The following is a 22,897-nucleotide window of genomic DNA, read 5'->3' on the forward strand; positions in this document are numbered from 1 at the left end:
AAAAAAGAAAAGATGTGTAATGGATGTTCCATGTGTGATGTTTCTTTTTGTAAATGTGGTGAAAAAAGAAAGCGTTGTATGGTTGTTTGTCCTAATAAATTCGGTTCTTTTACTTTAGTAATTGAAGATGTAAATATAGTTTCATTAGGTAATAATCGATATGAAGTAAGTTCAACTGAAGGAGGAACTTACATTGTTGATATGAATGAAAATAGCTGTGAATGTGGCCAATATATTTATAGAAATGAATGCTGCAGACACTTAATAGCGGTCAGAGAAGCTTTAGGCGAAGTTGCAGAAGTAGATACTATAAGAGAGGAAATATTCTAAAGAATACTTCAAGACTAGGAGGAACCCAAACTAAAAAGAAAATGATGGAGTTCTTAGATTTAACATTTCCACGTAGAAAAGATAAAAATGCAATACTAAATGTTTTTAAGAAAAATGAATGGAGATAATATACTTTTATAGAAAATAATATTATAATATTTACAAGCATTACAAAAAATAATCATTTCTCTTTTTAAATTAAACTAAGATAACAAAAAAGCTATACTTAGATTTACTAAGTATAGCTCTTTTAATGGCTTTTATTGTGATACAAAATAAATATATTATAATTATAAATAAAGAAAAATTAAACGTTTTCTTATTTTTAAAAAATTGTTAACATAATAGCCTAAATTTATAGTATAATAATTTTAAGCTATTACTATATGTGAATAGTCTTTCCTTTATTTGAAATTAAGAAAACAAAGAAAGCTCTATAAAATAAGTAGGGCTTTCTTGTTGTGTAATGAAAACCACTTGCTATGCGAGTGTGTTCAGAAGAGCTTTAGCGATGTAAGAAAAAACCTCCTTTTGTTAAAATGAAAATAGGTTCGTAGCCAATTTTCGTAACAAAAGGAGGGTTTTAAATGGATACAAACAGTTTAGCACATACAAAATGGAATTGTAAATATCATATAGTTTTTGCACCAAAACACAGAAGGAAAGAAATATATGGAGAGAAAAAACAAGAAATAAGTGAGATATTAAGGCAGCTTTGTGAATGGAAAGGAGTTAGGATAGTCGAAGCGCACGCTTGCGTAGATCACATACACATGCTTGTTGAAATACCACCTAAAATGAGTGTTTCAAGTTTCGTTTGGGTTCTAAAAGGTAAAAGTAGTCTTATGATTTTTGAGAAATTTGCAAATTTAAAATATAAATATGGAAATAGACATTTCTGGTGTATGGGATTTTACGTTGATACTGTCGGAAAAAATAAGAAGGCAATTGAAGACTATATAAGAAATCAAGAACAAGAAGATATGATAGCTGATCAAATAAGTTTAAAAGAATATATGGACACTTTTAAGTGTAGCAAGTAAAGAAGTATGCGGCTGGCGGACTAATTTAAGCGTCTTAAGATGCAACGTAGGTAGTATGCCCTTATAGGGCTAAGGAAATACCACCAGCTAAGCTGGTGGATTTTTATTTTAACTTAGGCACTTATACATAAAGTCTTTTAAATATTTTAACTTAAATTTCTATAAATGTTAATTGTGAAATTATTACTAAGATAAATATTAATAGTGTATACATTGAGATAGTAAATAGCTATGATATTTAAATTTTTAAAGTAATTTTAATAAATTTATATAATTCTGAAAATATAAAAGGTAGCTCATTTTAGAGCTACCCTAAATACGATTAGAAATCTTTTTATTTCTATTTTATTATTAGTTAAAAATCTATAATTTTTATTTATACATATTTTCTACTTTTCACAATAACTGATGAAATAGAAACTCTAAATGAATCAGATACATCACATTAATGTTCACCAATTCATTTTGTATACAATCTATTAACTTGAAGAATGGATTAGTTTATCAAAACTTTAATTAGAGTTATTATTATATTTATTAAAAACTCTCTCCTTTAAATTAAGTTGATATATATATGAAAAATACATACGCAGGGTTAGAGATAAAAATAGTGTTCAAGTTTATAAAATACTTAGAGTATCTATAAACTTGATACTCATTTATTAATAAGATAAAATTATTTATTTTTATCTTTATAATCGCTATATTCATTATAGTTACTTGTTGGGTGATTTATTACTCCAATAAGTACCAAAATTGAGAGTATAGCTTTAACTATTTCTTGATAGTTATCTGGTAAAATATTAATTTCAAATCCTTGTAAAACCAAGGAAATTAAGGTTGCTATAGAAAGCCATAACCCATAATTCTTAAAACGTGATTTATTTATCATAATATATCACTCTCCTTGTTTATAATATATAATATTATGTTTAGTGAAATTATGTTAATATACATTGTCTATTTTTATAGTTTAACTATAAAATAAGTAGTATAGTCTTTATTTCTTCTTTTATATTAATTAACATTTCAACTTGATCTGTTTAACGGATATCTCTTTTATTACCCAAGCTTTAATTCTTTCAGCATTAATATCATAAAATGTCCATGTAGAAATATATTCAAGATTATTAAAGATATATATTTTATTTAATATTTTGTTAATACTTTAAGGATATGTATCCAAAATAAAAACTTTTAAATAATATATTATATAAAAAAAATTAGAAATAAGGAGATGTTAATTATAATATGCTTAGTAACAATTTAAATCCAATGGTGTTCGAAAATGCTAAAGAAGTATTTCTTATTTCTGAGGATTTAAAAACACCAATTAATATTACAAACTCTAACTCAAATTTAAGTGATGGATTATATGTAATAGATAAAGGAGATGGTTGGATATTAGGGGAACCCTCAGTAGTTTCAAGTCAAATTCTTAATCCTAATGAAACAGGTACCTTTAGCCAATCATTAACTAAATCTAAAGAAGTATCTATAAATGTAAATTTTTCAGTTGGATTTACTTCTGAATTTATACAAGCATCTGTAGAATATGGATTTGGAATAACTATAGGAGAACAAAATACAATAGAAAGATCTGTATCTACAACTGCTGGTCCAAATGAATATGTATATTATAAGGTTTATGCAACTTATAGAAAGTATCAAGCTATTAGAATTTCTCATGGTAATATCTCTGATGATGGATCAATTTATAAATTAACAGGAATATGGCTTAGTAAAACATCTGCAGATAGCTTAGGAAATATTGATCAAGGTTCATTAATTGAAACTGGTGAAAGATGTGTTTTAACAGTTCCATCTACAGATATAGAAAAAGAAATCCTTGATTTAGCTGCTGCTACAGAAAGATTAAATTTAACTGATGCATTAAACTCAAATCCAGCTGGTAATTTATATGATTGGCGTTCTTCTAACTCATACCCTTGGACTCAAAAGCTTAATTTACACTTAACAATTACAGCTACTGGACAAAAATATAGAATCTTAGCTAGCAAAATTGTTGATTTTAATATTTATTCAAATAATTTTAATAATCTAGTGAAATTAGAACAGTCCTTAGGTGATGGAGTAAAAGATCATTATGTTGATATAAGCTTAGATGCTGGACAATATGTTCTTGTAATGAAAGCTAATTCATCATATAGTGGAAATTACCCTTATTCAATATTATTTCAAAAATTTTAATATTTTAAAATAATATAATCAAATTAATTTACAAAAGATAGTATGTAATAATTTAATATTACATACTATCTAATTTTTTTATTATAATTTAATTTTTCATATATCACGATAATATTTTTCAGTTTCTTTATTTTATTTTTTTAATTTTCAATTTCTAATAAAAATTTATTCTGTTCAAATTTACTATTATTCGATAGTTTGACTGTAAAGTAAGTATTATAGGGGTAGCGTCCATGACCGTCAACCTAAGAAGCCTCACTTTTTATAATAATGTATAATATTTAATTAATTATTATAGAAAGTGAGGCTTAATTTTATGAATAAAAAGCTTAAATATTTATCTAAAAGTATAAAAGAAAGTTTTGATATTAATGAAATAAACAAAATAGCAAAAGATACAAAATTCATTCAAAGACAAGGAAGTATAATAGCTAAAGATTTTTTGATGTTTAACGTGTTCTATGGCTCCGATATCTGTACAGCTCCATTATCACAACTAGTTTCAAAATATGATATGTTATTTTCTAAGCAACTATCTAAACAAGCTTTAGATAAACGTTTTAATAAATACTCAGTTGAATTTATGAAAGAAATATTTATTAAATTTTTATATTCCCAAAATAATACATTAACTAACTTAGAACGTACTTTAAGAACATATTTTGATAGAGTAATTATAAATGATTCTACAAGTTTTACTTTACCTAAAGAGTTTAAAAAGAAGTTTCCAGGTTCCGGGGGAGTCGCTTCTCCATCATCAATAAAAGTACAGTTGCAATATGAGTTGTTAATAGGTTCATTTATGAATATAGATATATTTTCAGGCATAAAAAATGATGTTGAGTATTTGAAAACAATGAAAAAATATAAAGATTATAAAGACTTAAAATTAGCTGATTTAGGCTATTTTAAAATTGATTATTTGAAAAGGCTTGATAATAGTAGGACATCTTTTATATCGAAAGTAAAAAGCAATACTTCATTATATATAAAAAATCCAAATCCTGAAAAATATAAAGTTGGAACTATAAAAAAGTCTAGTGAGTATATAAAAATAGATATCATTAAGCTAGTAGAGCCTTTAGCACCTGGCGAAATAATTGAAATTAATGATATCTACATAGGCTCTAAAAAAGAGCTTAAAAGCAGATTAATTATAACAAAATTAACTGAAGAAAACAAATCTAAAAAAATATTTAATCATATTGAGGGTATAAAAAAGAAAAGATTAACATTGAATCAAAGGAGATTAGATTTTAATAGTGTAGATGCCTATATTACTAATGTACCCAGTGATATTATTGCAGCAAATCAAGTACATGATCTATATTCATTAAGATGGCAAATAGAAATAATATTTAAAGTGTGGAAGTCTATATTTAAAATTAATCAAGTGAAAAAGGTTAAATTAGAGCGATTCATGTGCTTTTTATATGGTAGATTGATAGCTTTATTGCTATCATCAACAATAGTTTCCACTTCTAAATCTATTATTTTAGAAGAAGATAAGAAAGAACTTAGTGAGCTTAAAGCTTTCGGAAATTTAACTCAATACTTCCCTAAGCTCTCTTTTTATATTTTCAAAGGAGAATTTTATATTAGTAGAATTTTAAAAGTCATATTGAGTAATTTTAGACGATTTGGAATAAAATCTAAGAAAAATTATAAAAAAACAGCTCTTGATATATTAAAACTCATTAAACTAAACTCTTTCGAAGTAGTTAAATTTGCAATTTAACTATAATATTAATTCAATAACCTATAAATTTACTACTAAAATTTTATAGGCTTTTTTAGCTTGCTTAAAAATACAAGTTTTATGATTTTATATAATTTAATCTTGCATTTTAAATAAATTTTAATAAAAATTCTACTCTAAAATTTAATTGATGTTTTATACCTTCTTAGGTTGACGGCCATGGATTCTATCCCAATAATATAAAAACTATAGCTTTTAGTTTCATGAATGTAGATACTAAACTTAAAGCAAGTAACTCATGGAAACACTACTTGCTAGGATTTAAAATTTTAAATTTTAAAATACCTTTAGATGTAGAAATAGTGGTTGTAGGTATTTCTTCAGTCCAAAGAATTGAGGAAATCCTTAAAATAAGTAAAAGTAGAAAAATATCTTTTATACATCAAGCTGCTTGGGTTAATAGTAGAAATGGAGTATCTGTAAAAGATAAAAAACAACTAGATAAATCTATTTCTAAAGATGATATTTTCAAAAAAAATCTAGAATTTTATACTAGTGAGTACAATAAACTATATGAGAAGTATAATAAGTAGCTTTAATTTATGAAACGTTTTCAATTAGTGCAGTTCTTGCACATATAAGAAGTATAGCAATAGCTGTACTTCTTTTTATTTTATGAAAGAGGTGATTTTTATGCCGAAAAGAAAAAGCAATACTATTGCAAATACAACGGAAGGATTAATTGGTGGCTCAGGATCTAATCTTTCTGAAGGAATAATAGAAGATTTAGTTAATGCTGTTAATGGTAGATTAGATAATGTAGTAACTGTACAAGGATTATCTAGGACCAGAAATAGAATTGAAGATATAAATATAGTTTCCTTAGGTAATAATCGATATGAAGTAAGTTCAACTGAAGGAGGAACTTACATTGTTGATATGAATGAAAATAGCTGTGAATGTGGCCAATATGTTTATAGAAATGAATGCTGCAGACACTTAATAGCGGTCAGAGAAGCTTTAGGCGAAGTTGCAGAAGTAGATACTATAAACAATGTAGAAGCTACTAGAAGAGCTAGGGATATAAGAGATGAAATAAATAGAAATATTAGGGGCGAAGAACAAGACGATAATCACTTCTATACAGATAATGAAGCTGATTTCGATAACGATTTTGCAGAAATTAATGACGATTCTATAGAATATGAGTACGAAAACGTACTAAATGGTAAGAATAGTACATTTGGAGTTGAACTTGAATTTGTTGGTGGTGATGCTAATGCTATAGCACGAGAACTCTATGATTTAGGTATAGTTAGTTCTCCTAGAAGATTAGGCTATCACTCAAGAAGTGAGCCAGGCAAATGGAAGCTTGAGAGAGATGGTTCCGTATCCGATGGAGATGCCGGTGGAGAAATAGTTTCTCCTATTCTTAAAGATACTCCAAAGACATGGGAACAAATAAAAGTAATATGTGATGTTGCTAAAAGACATGGGGCTAGAGTAGATCAAAGGTGTGGTGGCCATGTTCATATAAACATGGAAAAACTAGATACTGCAAGACAAAGATGGAGAAGATTTTTTAAGACTATAGAAGTATATGAGGATTGTATTTATAGAGCTGCAGGTGGAGATTTAGGAAGAGTAAGAAGTAATGCTAGGCATTATGCCACTCCATTTAGTCCTAGGGCTGATGAAAGTAAATATATAAGATTTAATATGGATAATGATGAAGATGTAAGAAGAATGGCAGCAGAAGTTTCAAAAGGAAATAGATATTATGGTATTAACTTAACTAATATAGCAAGAGATAGAGCTCCTACAGTTGAATTTAGGCATTTTAACGGTTCATTAAACGAGAAGCAAATCCAGGCTAATATAAAAATGGCTGCAGGTATAATAAATGCTGCAGAAAAATCAAAATTTAGAGATACTGAAGATGAAATTTTCAAAAAGAGAGGAAATATTCTAAAGAATACTTCAAGACTAGGAGGAACCCAAACTAAAAAGAAAATGATGGAGTTTTTAGACTTAGCATTTCCACGCAGAAAAGATAAAAATGCAATATTAAATGTTTTTAAGAAAAATGAATGGAGATAATATACTTTTATAGAAAATAATATTATAATATTTACAAGTATTACAATAAATAATCATTTCTCTTTTTATTAAACTAAAATAACGAAAGAGCTCTGCTTAGATTTACTAAGTAGAGCTCTTTCAATGACTTTTATTGTGATACAAAATGAATATATTATAATTATAAAAAATTTATAATTATAAATAAAGAAAAATTTAAACGTTTTCTTATTTTAAAAATTTCTTAACATAATTGCCTAAATTTATAGTATAATAATTTTAAGCTTTTACTATGTAAATAGCCATTTTTCCTTACGTAATTTAAGAAAACAAAGAAAGTCTTTTAAATATTTTAACTTAAATTTCAAGAAAAATAAAGAGTAATATATTGTTTATTTATTAAGTTTAAAGTTATAATTAAGGTGTATCTTTTAAGAGTTTTTATATCATAATTATAGCTTTTCACATTTCAACTTATAACTAAGAAAGTATCTATTTTTAGATACTTTCTTTTTACTATAATAAGTATAATATTTTAGGAGAGTGATTATATGAAATGGTCAAAAGAAAAGATTAATGATAAAAAGGAATACTTTTTAAGCCAAAGAAAAAATCCTACTGGAAAATTTACAGAAATGGTTGTTAGAACATATTTTTTTAATTTATAAACAATGTTCTCTAAATGACAATTTTTGTCCTAGTAATAAGATAAATTCCAGGATTTTAGTCAGCGATGTGTATGAAAATTTTTATGATAATAAAACATCAAACCATGTTCCTAGTGTGGTTGATGACTGTATAAATAATTTAAATAAAATGGGCTATATAAAATTTATTAAAACTAATTCATCACCAGAGTGGATGGTGAAAATTGAAAAAAGTTTAGATTTTATTTTAGATGGTTAAGAAGATTTTTACTTCAAAAAATACAATATAACTCAAAAAATAGTATAAAAATATGTCTATAAATTAAAAATTTAAATTTATAAAAAAGAAAGTATTATTGATAATACTTTCTTTTTTGTTTTTAACATATAGGAAGTGATGATCCTTGGATGGTTTAATAAGAAGAAAGATACTAGCCTTTTTACAATGGAATGATAAAAATGGTTATTATACTGACGAACGATGTGACTTGGAAGAAGTTCAAAAATTATCATTAGAAGAAAGTATAAAATATTTTTTTGGAGTGATAAATTCAGATTTTTATTATTCAATAGCTGATAATATCTTTGAGCTAAGCTTTTATGAAATAATAAAATATGCTAAAGATTATAAGTTTTATAATCAAACTTATAAAAAGTTAAAATTATTGATAGATAATAATCTTAATGAAAATTTATATAAAAATTTACTTGAATAAAAAAATAAAGTTACTTATTTTTAAGTAACTTTATTTTTAGTGTTTTTATATATAAAGGCAAAAAGCAAGAAACTTATAGCTTAACAATATTATACTTTAAATACTAAAATTAATAAAGCCAGTTAATAAATAACTGGCTACCTAGATAGATTCAAGAATCTTCAAATAGTAGAAGATATAATTATTTTACAATAAAAATTAATAATTTTCAAAAATATTAATTTCTGATAAAATAAAATTGTCAACATTTTTTGAATTATATTTTTAAAGAGCAGTTCAATTTTCGGGATTTTGAGCTGCTCTTTTTACTATTAATAATATCTATTATTTGTTTTTAAAATAAATATAAATCTTATTATCTTTGGTAAAAATAAAAGCATAAACATTCCTGTTAAATAAGCTATTCCACTATAATTTCCAACGATATAATAATTGTGAGCAGCATAAAAATAATACACTAGCATTACATATCTACCAAGCTTAATTAATTTCATATTTGAAAAACTAAATATACATAAAACTATTAATACTAAAATAAAATCCATAATATCTCAATCCCCTTTTATTTATTATTCATGTAAAATTTTATGAATTACTCCAAAGCTGCAATTATTTAAAGCTGCAAGTTCTTTTATCGTTTTTCCTTCTTTTCTTTGATCTTTTATCATATTTTTTTCTTCTTCAGTAAATCTAGGTTTTCTACCTGCTCCACGACTATTCTTTTTAGATTTTTCTTTAAGCTCTAAATATTCTCGACTTACTCTCATTAAATCCATTCTACTATCTACATTAAATTTCTTATAAATTCCTGATAATACATCACGATAATATTCTTCAGTTTCTTTATTCTTATTTTTTAAACTCTCAATTTCTGATAAAAATTTATTCTGTTCAAACTTACTATTATTCAATAGTTTAACAGTAAAATAAGTGTTGTAACCTTCATTTCTTCTTTCATATATTTGAGGTGTCTTTTCTATTTTAAAAAGCTTTCTTAATTCATTAATTAATATTTCAACTTCATCTTTTGAGTTAGTTTCAATTCTAAATTTAAATCCTTCTTGGCCATAAGTTTGATTATATGCTTCGTCTAATTCTTCTCTTGAATATTCTAAGACACTAACTGGATATGTATTAACTGTATAATATGATTTACTAGATCTGCTGTAATATTCCCTTTTAACGGGTATTTCTTTTATTGCTCCAATTTTATGAAGCTGATCTATTCTTTCAGTATTAACACCATAAAAATCAGCAATTGTCCATGTAGGAATGTATCCAAACTTTTCAAACTTATTAAAAATAGTATTAAATTCTCCAGCTACAACTAATTTATCTATAATTTTAGATTTAGCTTCTCTAGGTTTAAAATCTATTCCACATTCTTCAGCAAATTTTATTATTTCTTGTTTTGGAGTGTCCTTATTATTCTTAAGTTCATTTAGAAAAATTTCTTTTAAATTATCCTTCATATCATCACCCTTTATATTTAATATGTTAAATATATTATATCATAAATTAATTAATGAAAACATCTTTTTTCATTAATTAATTTATGATATAATCAAAATATAAAGATAAGTGGGGAGGAAATGACAGTATGATAGTGATTGATAAATCTTTAGGTGAAATAAATCCTGAAAGTTATTTAATAAAAAATGCTAAAGATAATACATATCTTTTAGCATTACCTAATAACCTTAATGGATATAATTATTTTGAAGTGTACATAGATAAACTAAATAGAAGTATTCATGTTTTTGATAGTCTAGAGAATAGAAAAGGGGGAACTAGTGCTATTAATAGTGTAGATAGAATATTAGAAATTAGGAGACCTTTAAATTTAGATCTTGACTATAAGCTTGTGATATATTACCCAGATCATAGTATATTTAAAGCTTGCATAACAACTTATCATGAAAGAAAAGGCTTTAATAAAAATAGAGACTATGTAACCTATATACCTTTTCTGAAGAAAGCTGAATTATTTCTAAAAAACAGATTTTAATTAGGGCTTTTAGATAAAACTATATTATAATTAGATTATAACTATTGAAAGGAGTAAATTAAAATGGTGTATAGAACATTACTAAATCCACAAATAGATTTTGTGTTTAAAAAGATATTTGGTACTGAAAAAAATAAACCTATATTAATTAACTTTTTAAATGCAGTAATAAAACCAACAACTCCCATAAAAGATGTAGAAATCAAAAATAACGATATAGATAAAGATTTTATAGAAGATAAATTTAGTAGATTAGATGTAAAGGCTACAACTAGCAATAAAGAGCATATAAATATTGAAATCCAGGTAAAGAATGAATATAACATGATACAAAGGACCTTATATTACTGGAGTAAAATGTATTCAGAACAAATACAAAATAGAGATAACTATAGTAAGTTAGAAAGAACTGTCTGTATAAATATATTGAATTTTAAATATTTAAAAAATGATAAATATCATAATGCATATAGACTAAAAGAAATAACTTCAAATGAAGAGCTTACAGATCTTCAAGAAATACATTTCATTGAGTTACCTAAGTTTAATGAAATAGGTAATAAAGAGTATGTTGAAAATGTTGAAAAAATGGATGCTCTAGAAAAATGGTTAGAGTTCTTAGTTGAACCTGAAAGTAATACTGTAAGACAACTAGAATTAAGCAATGAAGAAATTAAGTTAGCAAAATCTGAACTATATAGGCTTAGTATGGATAGTAAGGAAAGAGAACAGTATAACATGAGAGAAAAGGCTATATATGATAGAATATCTGCTTTAGAAAATGCTGAAGCTAAAGGAAAGATAGAAAGAGAGTTAGAGTTAGTAAAGGCATCATTAAACCAAGGTTTAGAAATATCATTAATTTCAAAAATAACGGGATTAAGCGAAGAAGAAATATTAAAAATAAAAAAAGATATTTAATAAAGGAGGAAATAGTATGAATATAATTATAATATGTGCTATTATAGGTGGATTAATGGGATACTTCTATATGAAGAAAAAGCTTGAGAAAAAAACAAATAATTAATAATATTTTTGTACTAACTAAAAAAAGACTCTAAATTATAGAGTCTTTTTTTAGTTAGCACAAAAATATTGAACATACTTAATACAAACTATTATAAGAAATTTCACTTTTTATTTTAATAACTAAAATTATTATATTAAATATAAATTTGAATTTTTTTGTTATAATTTATAAATAAAAGCTATTTTAACATTATATTATAAATATTTGAAATTTAATCATATAAATAAATAAAAGATATTCTTAGTAACTAAGATAATATGTAAAAAATTTATTTTTAAGGAGTAGAAAATGAAATTTAAAAGAATAGAAAGTATTACTGAGGCAATAGATGTAGGAGTAGTTTATCTTATATATGATTACTGGGACGATTATGGATATTGTACTAGGTTTAATGCTTATTATAAACGTAATTCAAAAGATAAATTAGAAAAAATAGGATTATTAAAAATTGGATGTGAATCTTTGAGCTCAAAAGTAGAAGAAAGTGAATCAAAAAATGGTTATAGTTCATATTCAGTTGAAAATTTAATATCAACAGAATTATTTAATAATCTGTCTAATTCTTTTTTCTCTTTAGGTCAAGATATTAATTATTATAAAAAAGTAAATGATATTTTTGGAGATAAAAATACTGAATATTATGAAGCATTAAATGATTTAGGATATGATTATGAACGCTTTAATGAACTATATAATAACCATGAACCTTCTTTAATTAATTCACTGATGAGAAGTTTATATACTGCAAATGTACAACAGTTTAATAGAATTTCAAAAGGGGAAGCTGAACTAACGAAATATTCTTTTAATTTCAAATATAGGAATGAGAAAATAAATATAGATGTTATTCCCAATTCATTGCCACCAAGCAATATACATATACTTATAGGAAGAAATGGCGTTGGTAAAACATGGATATTGCATAATATGTTACTAAAACTATTAAAAAATGGAAATGAATGCGAATTAGAATTTGAAAAATCTCAAAAATATGATACGAGTGATGAATTTTCTATTGATGCACCAAAAAACAGTTTTGCTGGTGTTGTTGGAGTATCATTTAGTGTTTTTGATGATGCATTATCTTTAGAAATTAAAGATTCTGAAAAAATAACGGATAAAAAAATAGATGATTTTAATAAAATATATAAATATATAGGGTTAATAAGTAAAAATGAAAAAGATGGTAAAAATAAAACCAAATCTGTAGATGATTTAGCAGAAGAATTTATATCTTTTTTAGAAAATATTAAAAAAAATAAAAATAAAATAGAAACCTATATTGAAACTTGTAAATATCTTGATAATGATTCTATGTTCAGAGATAATCAGTTCATTAAAATATTAGAAAAATATTTTAATGAAAAAGAAATTATACTTTTTGATAATAAGAGAGGTAATGAATATTCAAGTATAGTAGACAATACATTAGTTAAAAAATTTTTTCTAAGACTAAGCTCTGGTCATATGATAATAATTTTATCATTAACTGCACTAGTTGACTCAGTACATGAAAAAACAATTGTATTAATTGACGAACCAGAAACCCATCTACATCCACCATTATTATCTAACTATATAAGAACATTATCATTTTTATTATTGAAAAAAAATGCAATAGCAATTATAGCAACTCATTCACCTATAGTTATTCAAGAAGTTCCAAAATCATGTGTAAATAGAATAACAAGAGATGGTGATGATATCCACTTTGAAGATGTTATACTAGAAACATTTGCAACTAATACAGATTCCTTAACTAGAGAAATTTTTGGATTAGAAGTAATAAAAACCGGTTTTTATCAATTATTACAAAAAGAATTAGAGAGTAACTTTGATGAAACTTTTCAAAAATTTGAAGGTAAAGTAGGTTCGCTAGGACAAATATTAATCCAAAGTCTATTGAGTCAAAAGAGGTCTAATAATGAGGAAAATTAAAGAGCCTATTATAAACCAAGAAGAAATTTGTAATTCTTTTGTTGAATTAAAGTATAAAGAGAGAATCATTGAGAAAAGTATTAAATATAAAGAAATTATTTCTAATGTAGAAAGTTTAGTTAATGATGAAAGTAAATTTCAAAGCTTAAACGAAGATTATAATGATTATATGATAAAAATGTATAGTAAAAAATTCTCTAATAAGAATTACAAAAATATATATAAGTTTTATCAAATAATTAGAAATGGAGAGAAATATTGTCCATATTGCAATGTTCCAACAAGAGAAGTTAAGCAAGTAGATCATTATTTACCTAAATCTAAATTCCCAGCTTTAGCAATTGTAGCTAAAAACTTAGTTCCAATATGTAAAGAATGTAATGAATTAAAAGGCAATTACTTCTCTTTAGAAAATGAAAATCAACTAATTCATCCATATTATGACATTGAAATGCTTGATGCATTTGAATATATTGAATGTGTCATTACAGAAAATATTAATATAGGCTTTCGATTTAGTATAAAAAAGTTAGACAGGTGGAGCAATACATTTTATAAAAGAGTGATATTTCATTTTAAAAAATTAAAAATAGACGAACTATACCTTTCAGATTTTGTAACTGAATATTCTATTTATATTGAGGAATTAAATCAGCTTTATCAAGAAGAAGGAATAAAAGAGGAAATTAAGAAGGCTATTGAAAGAAAGGTTAAATCTTATTACAATAAAAAGATTATGCCTTGGAGATATGCTGGATATAAATGTTTACTTGAAAGTGAATGGTTTTTTAAAACATTTTTTAGTTGAAGTAATATTAAAATAAAGTAAATAATATAAATTCCTTATAAAAAAGAATTAGAATTTATTTGTTAATTAATATGTTAAATTGTTTATTATTTACAAATAAATTAATATAACTATATAATAGAAATGATATTAACTTAAAAAAGGAGGAAATAAATATGTTTTCAGATATTAATAATATTGTATTTGCAGTCGGTAGAATTACGCAAACTGGAATTTCTTTATTAGGAACATGCTGTTTATTAAATAAAAAGGGTCTTTTAGTAACTGCATCTCATGTTCCAAATAATGATGACTCAAACTTAGTTATAGTTAATTCTAAATGTACAAAAAATTTTTATGATTATCAAGATATAACAGATTTAAATATACAATATAGTGAAGCTAAAATAATTGCAACAGATCCTTTTAATGATATATGTATATTAAAATCAAATGTACATATTTACAGCACTATAGAAATAGGATCAGCTGATGAATGTGTTCCAGGAAATTCAGTAGCTATATTGGGATTTCCTCATGCAGACCATGGAAGATTAGTTTTAACAGAACAACAAACTAATATAGGAGCAAAAGTTTTAATTGAAAATAACGGTATAAAAAATAAACATTTAATATTAAATGTTCAATCTAGACCAGGTCAGTCTGGCAGCCCTATATTTGATTTGAAAACTAAAAAACTTGTTGCTATACTAATTGGTTCTTATGCTCCATATGCTGGTGCTATTACTATTGGAGGGATAGATCCTCAAACACTTCATCAAACAACACATGCTGTTTCAGCTGAATACATAAAGGATATGATTTAAATATGGAAATATTAAATAATTTAATTAATGATAGTACAAGCTCATGGATAGATGCGTTACCTACATATCAAAAAAATAAAATTAATGAACTTTTAGAAAAGGGATATTCTACTACAGAAGTTGCTGAATTATGGTTATCAGCAAGTCCTAAAAATATTGCACCATTTGGAACTGAAAAAGGAAATAATATATTTTTAGAAAAAATTAAAGAGGAATTTGAAGGACTTTTATGTGGAGATTCTAAATATGATTCATATAGATCAAAGTTATCAAACGAAGTTACTCTTTCAAAAGGCTATGTGATAGGCTTTATCTCATCTGCAATTGCACCTTTTGTTGGAACATCAGGAACTTTTATAGCTCCTATAGTAGCTCTATTACTTGTTGGCATGGGAAAAGTAACCTTAAATGCTTGGTGTAAATGTTGTAAAGAGAAAAAAATCACAAATTCTATATAATTAGTAATTTAAAATTTTATTATCATGTCAATTTATAAAAACAGTTTATAAAAGTTCACCTTTATAAACTTTATTTAATTTATTTATTTTTCGTTTTTAAATGTATATAAATTTCTTTTTAAACGTTTATTAAAATCTATTGATTTTAATAAACGTTTTTTCTATACTTAAAGTAATAATTTAAATATGGAGTGATAAAAATGCGTTATAAGTTGACTTATGTATATGGTGACTCAGATCAAAAATTTACTCAAACCTTTAGCAGTAAAGTTCTTATGGAAAGTTATATTGAAACAGGTAAGGATAAAGATTTACGGGTAATTAATATAGAAAGTAGTAAACTCTATGGCTATGCAAGGGTAAGCTCCAAAGAGCAAAATTTAGATAGACAAATAGAAGCCTTAAAGGAGTATGGTGTAAATGAAAGAGACATAATAACTGATAAGCAAAGTGGAAAAGACTTTAATAGAGAAGGATATAAAACACTTAAAGAGCAGCTATTAAGAAGTGGTGATGTTTTAGTTATAAAAGAACTAGATAGACTAGGTAGAAATATGGCACAAATTAAAGAAGAATGGAATGATCTGCAGGCAAAAGAGATAAATATAGTTGTTATTGATACACCTATACTAAATACTGAAGGTAAAAGTAATTTAGAAAAAACCTTAATATCAAATATAGTATTTGAATTATTAAGCTATATGGCTGAAAAAGAAAGAGTAAAGATTAAGCAAAGACAAGCCGAAGGTATTGCTAATGCGAAAGCTAAAGGAAAACATTTAGGTAGACCAAGAATAGAATATCCAGGTAATTTTAAAGAAGTATATGACAAGTGGAAAGCCAAAGAAATTACAGGAGTAAAGGCTATGGAACTAATGAATTTAAAGAAAAATTCTTTTTATAACTTAATAAAAAAATATGAAATTGAAAAATAAGAAAATGAAGGTAATTTTATATGTTTTCAAATAAAAAGCTTAGAAACTTATTTAGTAATTGGTTAATTCCAATAATTTTAGCAATTTTACTTGCTGTAATTATCAATAAATTATTTTATACAAAATAGTAGTTCCTAGCCAATTAATGTCCCAAACATTAAAAGTTGGAAATCAACTATTTGTTACGAAAGTTTATAATAATTCAAATATAAAGAGAGGAGATATTTTACTCTTTAATTCTGCAAGAAAAAATAAGGTTAATATTTTTTATTAACCTTATTTTTTCTTGCAGAATATAAAACCCAATTAATATTACTTATAATAACTAATATTATAAGTAAAGGAATCCATAAAAATTTAGGAATCATTATTAACATAATAAATCCTATAACCCAAATTATTATTGAATATATCAAATATCTAAGAAATAGTTTCAAATAATCACCTACTTAAAATTAAATTTATTATTAATTTAATTAATCTAAAAATCAACCTTTCTAATATTATAATCTTCCTTTTGATAAATTAACATAATTCTAGATAATAATTCTTAAAAAGTATCTTTATTTAAAAAATGTTAAAAATTTGAGAATACAGTTATCTAATACAGTTAAAGCAAATGAAATGAATAAATACCAATCTGTAATGGTACAGTATTTAGAAGCTTTTAAAAATTATGATATTGATACGATAGTAGATATTTCTAAAGATAGTAGAGCTGTTACTAAAGAAGAATATAAAAACATGTTAATGGAATTTAAATATGATCCTAACCAAAAACTTAAATCATATGAAATAACAGGTTCAAGAAAAATTGATAATGGCGAAATTTTTTCTGTGAAAACAGAGTTTTTAAATGGTGCTATATACAATATGGAATTTACAGTATCATATATTGATAATAAATTAATGGTAAGTAATATGAATAGAATATCAATAGTAAATGAAGGTAAATGTATTCCTACACCAAGTTTCAGAACTCAAGTTTGTACATGGGATGACGAATTAAGTCAATATATTGGAGACGCTGTTAGTTTTACACGTTCTAGTAAATTTCAATATAGTTCTAATACGATTACATTAAACTTTAGACAATATGCAACTTCTGGATCAAGATCCTTAAAGGTAAAATACAGTGTAGTAGACCATTGGATGTGGGGGGATGACATTAGAGCTTCTCAATGGGTATATGGTGAAAATCCGGATTATGCTAGACAGATAAAATTATATCTAGGTTCAGGAGAAACTTTCAAAAATTATAGAATTAAAGTAGAAAATTATACTCCAGCATCGATTAAAGTATTTGGTGAGGGTTATTGTTATTAAAAAAATGAGGCTACGCCTCATTTTTTCTTTTGATTTTTAATATTTTAATAATATAAAAACCTAGAATGGATGATATTATTCTAAAAATTGTTAAATCAAAATTAAAAGAATAAAAATGTAACAATGAAATAATAACATTAAATAATAAAAAAATAATTAAACTTGGTTTTAGAGAATTATATTTATTTATAACAATAGGTATTAAAATACCAAAAGGTATAAATAATAATAGAATAAATAATTGATCTAATACAAATACATTATCTAATAACGGTTTATTACTATTAAATAAATTATATAAAAATTTAAAAGGTAAATATGCACCTTTTGATAAATAGCCACCACCATTAGTAGTATTGGAAATACAAATTAAAATAAATATAGTATATATTCCTAGAAATAAAGATGATAAAATCCTAGTATTTATTAGATTTGCTTTAAGATAAGACTCTTTAGTAGAATTTATAAGTTCATCTATCTGAAGAGTGTTAATTACTTTCTCATTAGCTTCTTTTTCAGAAAAACCTTCATTTAAAAAATCCTTTTTCATTTCTTCTGCGGTATCAAGTAACTCTAATTTTAATTCTGATAATTCTCTAGATGAAATATCTAATTTCCTTAATTTTTTATTTAAAAGTCTTTTCAATGTCATATTTTATTCCTCCTTAATATTTTCTATTAAATTAGATATAAGATAAAAGTCTTTAAGTTTTAAATTTAATTCAATTAAACCAGCTTCAGTAATTTTATAATATTTTCTTTTTTTCTTTGAACTATTAGTTTCAATGAAATAATCTTGTATTAAATTTTTTTCTTTTAATCTTTTAAGTGCTGGATATAAAGTTCCTTCCCCTAATATTAAAACATTCTCAGTTATGTTTTTAATTTCTTTAGATATCTCATATCCATACATATCTTTATTCTTTAATAAAGATAGTAAAATTATTTCTAATGAACCTTTTAATATCTCTCTATCCAAAAAATCAACTCCCTTTAAGTTAATTTAGTGTTCTATAATTTAATTTTACGAAAACATACATTGCTTTACAAGGTATTAATTAAAAAATATATTATATTTTTTAATTAATTTCAAAAAATACTTAAAGTATTATAATTTATATAAAAAAGTTAAAGCAAAAAGCTTTAACTTTTTTATTTCTGAGTTATAATGTGAGTAAAAATATTGAGAGGTGTATTAAGTATGAATTTAGTTAAAACAAGAGATGATTTAGAAAGAGAAGCTCCTAGACTAAAAAAAGAGTGGATACAAAAAATTGATAGTATAGATAATGCAAATAGAAAATATGTATTAGTTTTTGAGGATCTAGTATTCGAGGCAGACAATGAACAGGATATTACTTCAAGACTAATAAGAGATTATATAGAAACTGATGATAGAAATATGCAGCTTCTATTTAGAATTGACTTTGCAAGAGCTTTAAGTATGTATAGCATAATGAATGGAATTAATGTTGAAGTTTATAATAACGGGAAGAAAGTAAGAGATAACTATGCTGTATCTGAAGATGATCCAGATTATGAAAAGGACTATGAAATTCCTGATGTAATCCTGGATGTATTTGATGAATTTACTCTTTTTAAGGGCCTTAATGAACTTAAGTATGCTAAAATATACTATAAATCTGATGATGGAGAGTACAAGCTATTTTAATATAAATTAAAATAAAGAAGTAGCTTTAAGTAATAAAAAGCTGCTTCTTTTTTATAAGGTGAACATATGAAAAAAAGAGAACAAATATATACATTTTTAATAGATTTTATAAAAGAAAAAGGATATCAACCTACGGTTAGAGAAATTGCTCATGCAGTAAATTTAAAGTCATCATCTACTGTTTATAAACATTTAGAAATGTTAGAAAAAGATGGATTAATAAAACTTGGGAAAAGAGAACAGAGAGGTAGAAAAAGAAGTATTCATATTATTGACTTAAACAAAAAGATTAAAAAAAATGTATCAGAAGAAACTATTAAAAATTTAATTAAATTTTCAAAAAAACAAGTTAATACTAATAATGATATATTTTCCAAGAAAGTTACTAATGATTATATAGTAGCTGTAGATAATATATTTCCTGATGACATTATTATCGTTGAGAAAGTAAATTCTCTAAAAAAGGATAGTATAGGATTATTATTATTTGAAAATCGTACCTTTATAAAAAAAATATTTTCAGATTATGAAAAGGTATATGATACTGATCCTATAGTTTTAGGGAAGATTATTGGTGTTTATAGAGATTTTTTCTGATATTACTTGAAAAAACATAAAAGAAACGTTAAAATAGGTTAACAATATTAAAATTTACTGTAATAATGTATTAGAAACTTTCGAGTTTATCAGTCACTAGTTAAACCAGTATTAACTATTAAATTAATTGCAAACTTAATTTGATCTGTATATCTATTAACACAAAAAAGATTATCTCTTTAATTTTAGAGATAATCTTTTTTGTGTTTAGAATTAACCAAGAATATTATACAATTTAATTATATCCTATACTCATAGTAATTATAAATTGTGGTGAGAAAATTTATGAGATTATCAGAAGAAGATAAGAAATGTATAAAAATTCTTTATAGAAATGGCTTAAATGTAAAAGAAATTGAAAAATTATTAAATAATGACTTTTCTAAAGATGCTATTCAAAAACATATATATAGACATTTAAATGAATTTAGGAATGAACATATTATAAATAGAGCCTTAAATAAAAATAAATTAAAGAAAGAATTTAAAAATATTATTAAGAATAATTTTTAATAAAGGATTTTCCATAATTTTCAAGAATATTATTTATATATTCTTAAATTAGGGGGAGTTAAGATATGAAAACAGCTCAAGAAGTAGCCAATGAATTAGATTTAACCAGGACTGAAGTTTATAATTTGCTTAGAAAAAAAAGATTTTCTCCATTAGTTAAAAAGAACGGTGGTCAAGTAGCGATAAGCAATGAACTTTTCAAATTATTAGAAGAAGAAATTAAAAATAAAAGAAATAATATTAAACCACAAGAAAATAAAAATATAGATATAAAACAAGAAGATAAATCATTAGAAGAAAAAAATACTATAGTTGATGTAAAAACTGAAGAAAATACTGATTTTACATCAACTATAGAAATTCTACAAAATCAAATAAAATTAAAAGATAATCAAATATCTATTCTAAATAATGTTATAACTAATAACTTAAAAAGAATAAAAGACCTTGAAGAAAAAAATCATGAATTTAAAGAGCTCCATGAAGAAGTCAATAATTTAAAACTTGTTATTGATTCAATACAAACTAAAAAAAAGAGAAAAAGACTTTTAGGAGTATTTTAAAAAAATATAACTGGAAATTTTATTTCCAGTTATAAAAATTACATATAGTATTAAATTTAATCTTCTAAATCACTTATATCAGGTAAAACCAAAGTTTCTTCTTTTTCCTTGTATTCTATAGAGTTAGTTTTCTGCGAAGATAAAATTTTATCACTTATATCAGAAGATGTTAAGTTATTCAAATATATTTCTTCCTTTTTTTTCTCCAACTTAGCTAAATCTTTTAAAAAAGCACTTGCACTACTTTTCTCTTGTATATAATCGTAAAGATCTGCTTCCTTTTCCTTAAATGTTATTCTTATTTCCCTTGGTTTTGCCATTTTGCAAGACCTACCTTTCTGAAACCTTTAGCATTTGCCTTTATGTCTGTTATTGCTTCTGCTTGAATATATACTTTTTTAAATACAGGTAATATTCTACCAGCCGCTCCACCACAAAGACATATTGCATATTGAGATATATTAGGATATAATCCCCTTAATTCATTTATTAAAAACTTAACCAACTTATTTAATGCTTCTGTTTTATAAGTATTTTCTACTTCAAACTTTTCATTCCTTATATCTAATTCTCCATCAAAATATTTTCTAGCATCTTCTAAACTTACACTTAATTTATATTTCAAGTCCAAAACTTCTTGAACATTTTTATATAAATCTAATAATCCAACTTTTATACTTTTTCCACCAATAAATCTTCCATTTTCATCAAATAAAGCAGCGTCGCTAGTTCCCCCACCAATATCAACCATTAATAGTTTCACTTTTTCTTTTTTAGCTTGTAGTGCTTCTACTTTAGCACCATATCCTTCTGGAGCTATAAATATATCTTCTATATTAATTGTTCTTGATTCTCCATTTATTTTTATATTTTTACATTGATTATTTAAAATAACTTTCTTTAGTCTTTCTTTCTCTGAGTTATATTGCCCTGCTGGAACACCTATAACTATCTTGACATCATTTTCTTTACTATTTTCCTTATCTAAAGTTTTAGCAATAGTATAATATAATAAATTTATAAAATTTTCTTTTTCATGTTTTACTACATTATTTTCAAAATATCCCTCATTGAAAATAAATTTTTTATCATTTATTTCAACAATATCATTCCCACTAAAATCATCCAATTCTTCAAACTCTCTTAATCTACTTTCAGTTACAAAGTCTTCTTTGTCACCTACACCAATACTTGTAATATTACCAATATCTAATCCTAAAATCATTTTTATCAATCCTTTCTATTATGTAAAATTGTGATGTTTTTCACTTGCAAAATCTAAATTACGTAAAATTGTGATGTTTATGTTTTAATATTATCATTTTTTTCAATCTAAATCAAGCATTTTCCGTAAAATTGTGATGTTTTTCAATTTCAACAAACTGCCATTACGTAAAATTGTGATGTTTTTAATCGAGGCTAAAATAAAAGAGAGTAAAATTTTCTATAATTTTACTCTCTTGAAAAATTATTTTTAACATGGTATTATTAACTCAATTAAATTAAATAGTACGGAAA

Annotated in this window: 28 protein-coding genes; 21 read left to right on the forward strand and 7 right to left on the reverse strand. The window is 24.5% G+C overall.

Annotated elements, in window-relative coordinates; translation table 11 throughout:
- Positions 1-330, forward strand: a 330-nt coding sequence (locus QP548_RS16120; protein WP_284905655.1) for an SWIM zinc finger family protein, incomplete at its 5' end; no start/stop codon positions are given.
- Positions 331-917: 587 nt separating this feature from the next.
- On the forward strand, positions 918-1,373 hold the full coding sequence (gene tnpA / locus QP548_RS16125) for an IS200/IS605-like element IS200S family transposase (protein WP_003470025.1): 456 nt from the start codon (positions 918-920) through the stop codon (positions 1,371-1,373).
- Between the two features lie 676 nt (positions 1,374-2,049).
- On the opposite strand, the gene QP548_RS16130 is transcribed toward tnpA, so the two are convergent.
- Positions 2,050-2,265, reverse strand: a complete 216-nt coding sequence (locus QP548_RS16130) for a phage holin (RefSeq protein ID WP_003470011.1) — start codon at positions 2,263-2,265, stop codon at positions 2,050-2,052.
- A gap of 359 nt (positions 2,266-2,624) precedes the next feature.
- Here QP548_RS16130 and cpe point away from each other — a divergent pair, with 359 nt between their 5' ends.
- From cpe to QP548_RS16160, 6 genes are all read left to right on the forward strand, one after another.
- Positions 2,625-3,584, forward strand: coding sequence for an enterotoxin CPE (gene cpe / locus QP548_RS16135; RefSeq protein ID WP_003470007.1), 960 nt, complete (start codon positions 2,625-2,627; stop codon positions 3,582-3,584).
- A 316-nt stretch (positions 3,585-3,900) separates the two neighbouring features.
- Positions 3,901-5,322: an IS4 family transposase gene (locus QP548_RS16140; RefSeq protein ID WP_061416244.1), complete on the forward strand. Its 1,422-nt coding sequence runs from the start codon at positions 3,901-3,903 to the stop codon at positions 5,320-5,322.
- 224 nt (positions 5,323-5,546) lie between these two features.
- A complete protein-coding gene (locus QP548_RS16145; RefSeq protein WP_236907371.1) occupies positions 5,547-5,876 on the forward strand; it encodes a hypothetical protein in 330 nt (109 codons plus the stop codon).
- 100 nt (positions 5,877-5,976) lie between these two features.
- Positions 5,977-7,383, forward strand: coding sequence for an amidoligase family protein (locus QP548_RS16150; RefSeq protein WP_061416242.1), 1,407 nt, complete (start codon positions 5,977-5,979; stop codon positions 7,381-7,383).
- Positions 7,384-8,097: 714 nt separating this feature from the next.
- Positions 8,098-8,268: a hypothetical protein gene (locus tag QP548_RS16155; RefSeq protein ID WP_224387298.1), complete on the forward strand. Its 171-nt coding sequence runs from the start codon at positions 8,098-8,100 to the stop codon at positions 8,266-8,268.
- Positions 8,269-8,413: 145 nt separating this feature from the next.
- Entirely contained in the window at positions 8,414-8,725 is a 312-nt protein-coding gene (locus QP548_RS16160) for a hypothetical protein (RefSeq protein ID WP_003449057.1), read from the forward strand.
- A 311-nt stretch (positions 8,726-9,036) separates the two neighbouring features.
- Here the strand turns inward: QP548_RS16160 and QP548_RS16165 are convergent, their stop codons facing one another.
- Positions 9,037-9,270, reverse strand: coding sequence for a hypothetical protein (locus QP548_RS16165; protein ID WP_003448966.1), 234 nt, complete (start codon positions 9,268-9,270; stop codon positions 9,037-9,039).
- 24 nt (positions 9,271-9,294) lie between these two features.
- A complete protein-coding gene (locus QP548_RS16170) occupies positions 9,295-10,197 on the reverse strand; it encodes a hypothetical protein (protein WP_003449037.1) in 903 nt (300 codons plus the stop codon).
- Between the two features lie 128 nt (positions 10,198-10,325).
- Here QP548_RS16170 and QP548_RS16175 point away from each other — a divergent pair, with 128 nt between their 5' ends.
- The 9 genes from QP548_RS16175 (at position 10,326) to QP548_RS16215 (ending at position 18,034) form a co-directional block, all read left to right on the forward strand.
- Positions 10,326-10,733 (forward strand): hypothetical protein, encoded by a 408-nt coding sequence (locus QP548_RS16175; RefSeq protein ID WP_003453212.1) that lies wholly within the window; start codon positions 10,326-10,328, stop codon positions 10,731-10,733.
- A 63-nt stretch (positions 10,734-10,796) separates the two neighbouring features.
- Positions 10,797-11,654, forward strand: coding sequence for an Rpn family recombination-promoting nuclease/putative transposase (locus QP548_RS16180; RefSeq protein ID WP_061416240.1), 858 nt, complete (start codon positions 10,797-10,799; stop codon positions 11,652-11,654).
- Between the two features lie 397 nt (positions 11,655-12,051).
- Positions 12,052-13,701 carry an AAA family ATPase gene (locus QP548_RS16185; protein ID WP_061416238.1) on the forward strand — a complete coding sequence of 550 codons (1,650 nt, stop codon included), beginning with the start codon at positions 12,052-12,054 and terminating at the stop codon, positions 13,699-13,701.
- Positions 13,688-14,509, forward strand: coding sequence for an HNH endonuclease (locus QP548_RS16190; RefSeq protein WP_061416235.1), 822 nt, complete (start codon positions 13,688-13,690; stop codon positions 14,507-14,509). The genes QP548_RS16185 and QP548_RS16190 overlap by 14 nt, the downstream gene beginning before the upstream one ends.
- A gap of 155 nt (positions 14,510-14,664) precedes the next feature.
- Positions 14,665-15,315 (forward strand): S1 family peptidase, encoded by a 651-nt coding sequence (locus tag QP548_RS16195; RefSeq protein WP_061416233.1) that lies wholly within the window; start codon positions 14,665-14,667, stop codon positions 15,313-15,315.
- A gap of 2 nt (positions 15,316-15,317) precedes the next feature.
- The gene (locus tag QP548_RS16200; RefSeq protein WP_061416231.1) at positions 15,318-15,773 is read left to right on the forward strand and encodes a hypothetical protein; all 456 of its coding nucleotides are present in this window, start codon (positions 15,318-15,320) and stop codon (positions 15,771-15,773) included.
- Positions 15,774-15,973: 200 nt separating this feature from the next.
- Positions 15,974-16,708 (forward strand): recombinase family protein, encoded by a 735-nt coding sequence (locus QP548_RS16205; RefSeq protein WP_061416229.1) that lies wholly within the window; start codon positions 15,974-15,976, stop codon positions 16,706-16,708.
- Between the two features lie 145 nt (positions 16,709-16,853).
- Positions 16,854-16,982 (forward strand): S26 family signal peptidase, encoded by a 129-nt coding sequence (locus QP548_RS16210; protein WP_075807966.1) that lies wholly within the window; start codon positions 16,854-16,856, stop codon positions 16,980-16,982.
- A gap of 350 nt (positions 16,983-17,332) precedes the next feature.
- Positions 17,333-18,034 carry a beta2-toxin gene (locus QP548_RS16215; RefSeq protein ID WP_124045506.1) on the forward strand — a complete coding sequence of 234 codons (702 nt, stop codon included), beginning with the start codon at positions 17,333-17,335 and terminating at the stop codon, positions 18,032-18,034.
- 10 nt (positions 18,035-18,044) lie between these two features.
- Here QP548_RS16215 and QP548_RS16220 read toward each other — a convergent pair whose 3' ends face one another.
- A complete protein-coding gene (locus QP548_RS16220) occupies positions 18,045-18,686 on the reverse strand; it encodes a hypothetical protein (protein ID WP_003458857.1) in 642 nt (213 codons plus the stop codon).
- 3 nt (positions 18,687-18,689) lie between these two features.
- The gene (locus QP548_RS16225; protein WP_003458893.1) at positions 18,690-19,013 is read right to left on the reverse strand and encodes a PadR family transcriptional regulator; all 324 of its coding nucleotides are present in this window, start codon (positions 19,011-19,013) and stop codon (positions 18,690-18,692) included.
- Between the two features lie 222 nt (positions 19,014-19,235).
- On the opposite strand from QP548_RS16225, the gene QP548_RS16230 reads away from it, so the two are divergent.
- The 4 genes from QP548_RS16230 (at position 19,236) to QP548_RS16245 (ending at position 21,379) form a co-directional block, all read left to right on the forward strand.
- Positions 19,236-19,706: a hypothetical protein gene (locus tag QP548_RS16230; RefSeq protein ID WP_003458835.1), complete on the forward strand. Its 471-nt coding sequence runs from the start codon at positions 19,236-19,238 to the stop codon at positions 19,704-19,706.
- A gap of 66 nt (positions 19,707-19,772) precedes the next feature.
- Positions 19,773-20,303, forward strand: coding sequence for a transcriptional regulator (locus QP548_RS16235; RefSeq protein ID WP_061416225.1), 531 nt, complete (start codon positions 19,773-19,775; stop codon positions 20,301-20,303).
- A 285-nt stretch (positions 20,304-20,588) separates the two neighbouring features.
- Positions 20,589-20,816, forward strand: a complete 228-nt coding sequence (locus tag QP548_RS16240) for a hypothetical protein (protein WP_003474956.1) — start codon at positions 20,589-20,591, stop codon at positions 20,814-20,816.
- 65 nt (positions 20,817-20,881) lie between these two features.
- The gene (locus QP548_RS16245; RefSeq protein WP_060671337.1) at positions 20,882-21,379 is read left to right on the forward strand and encodes a hypothetical protein; all 498 of its coding nucleotides are present in this window, start codon (positions 20,882-20,884) and stop codon (positions 21,377-21,379) included.
- A gap of 56 nt (positions 21,380-21,435) precedes the next feature.
- Here the strand turns inward: QP548_RS16245 and QP548_RS16250 are convergent, their stop codons facing one another.
- Positions 21,436-21,699 carry a hypothetical protein gene (locus QP548_RS16250; RefSeq protein WP_003448998.1) on the reverse strand — a complete coding sequence of 88 codons (264 nt, stop codon included), beginning with the start codon at positions 21,697-21,699 and terminating at the stop codon, positions 21,436-21,438.
- Positions 21,678-22,604, reverse strand: a complete 927-nt coding sequence (locus QP548_RS16255; RefSeq protein WP_003479727.1) for a ParM/StbA family protein — start codon at positions 22,602-22,604, stop codon at positions 21,678-21,680. The genes QP548_RS16250 and QP548_RS16255 overlap by 22 nt, the downstream gene beginning before the upstream one ends.
- Positions 22,605-22,897 lie beyond the last annotated feature (293 nt).

Origin of the sequence: Clostridium sp. UMB9555A, from assembly GCF_030222355.1 — a bacterium.
Taxonomy (GTDB): Bacteria; Bacillota; Clostridia; order Clostridiales; family Clostridiaceae; genus Sarcina; species Sarcina perfringens.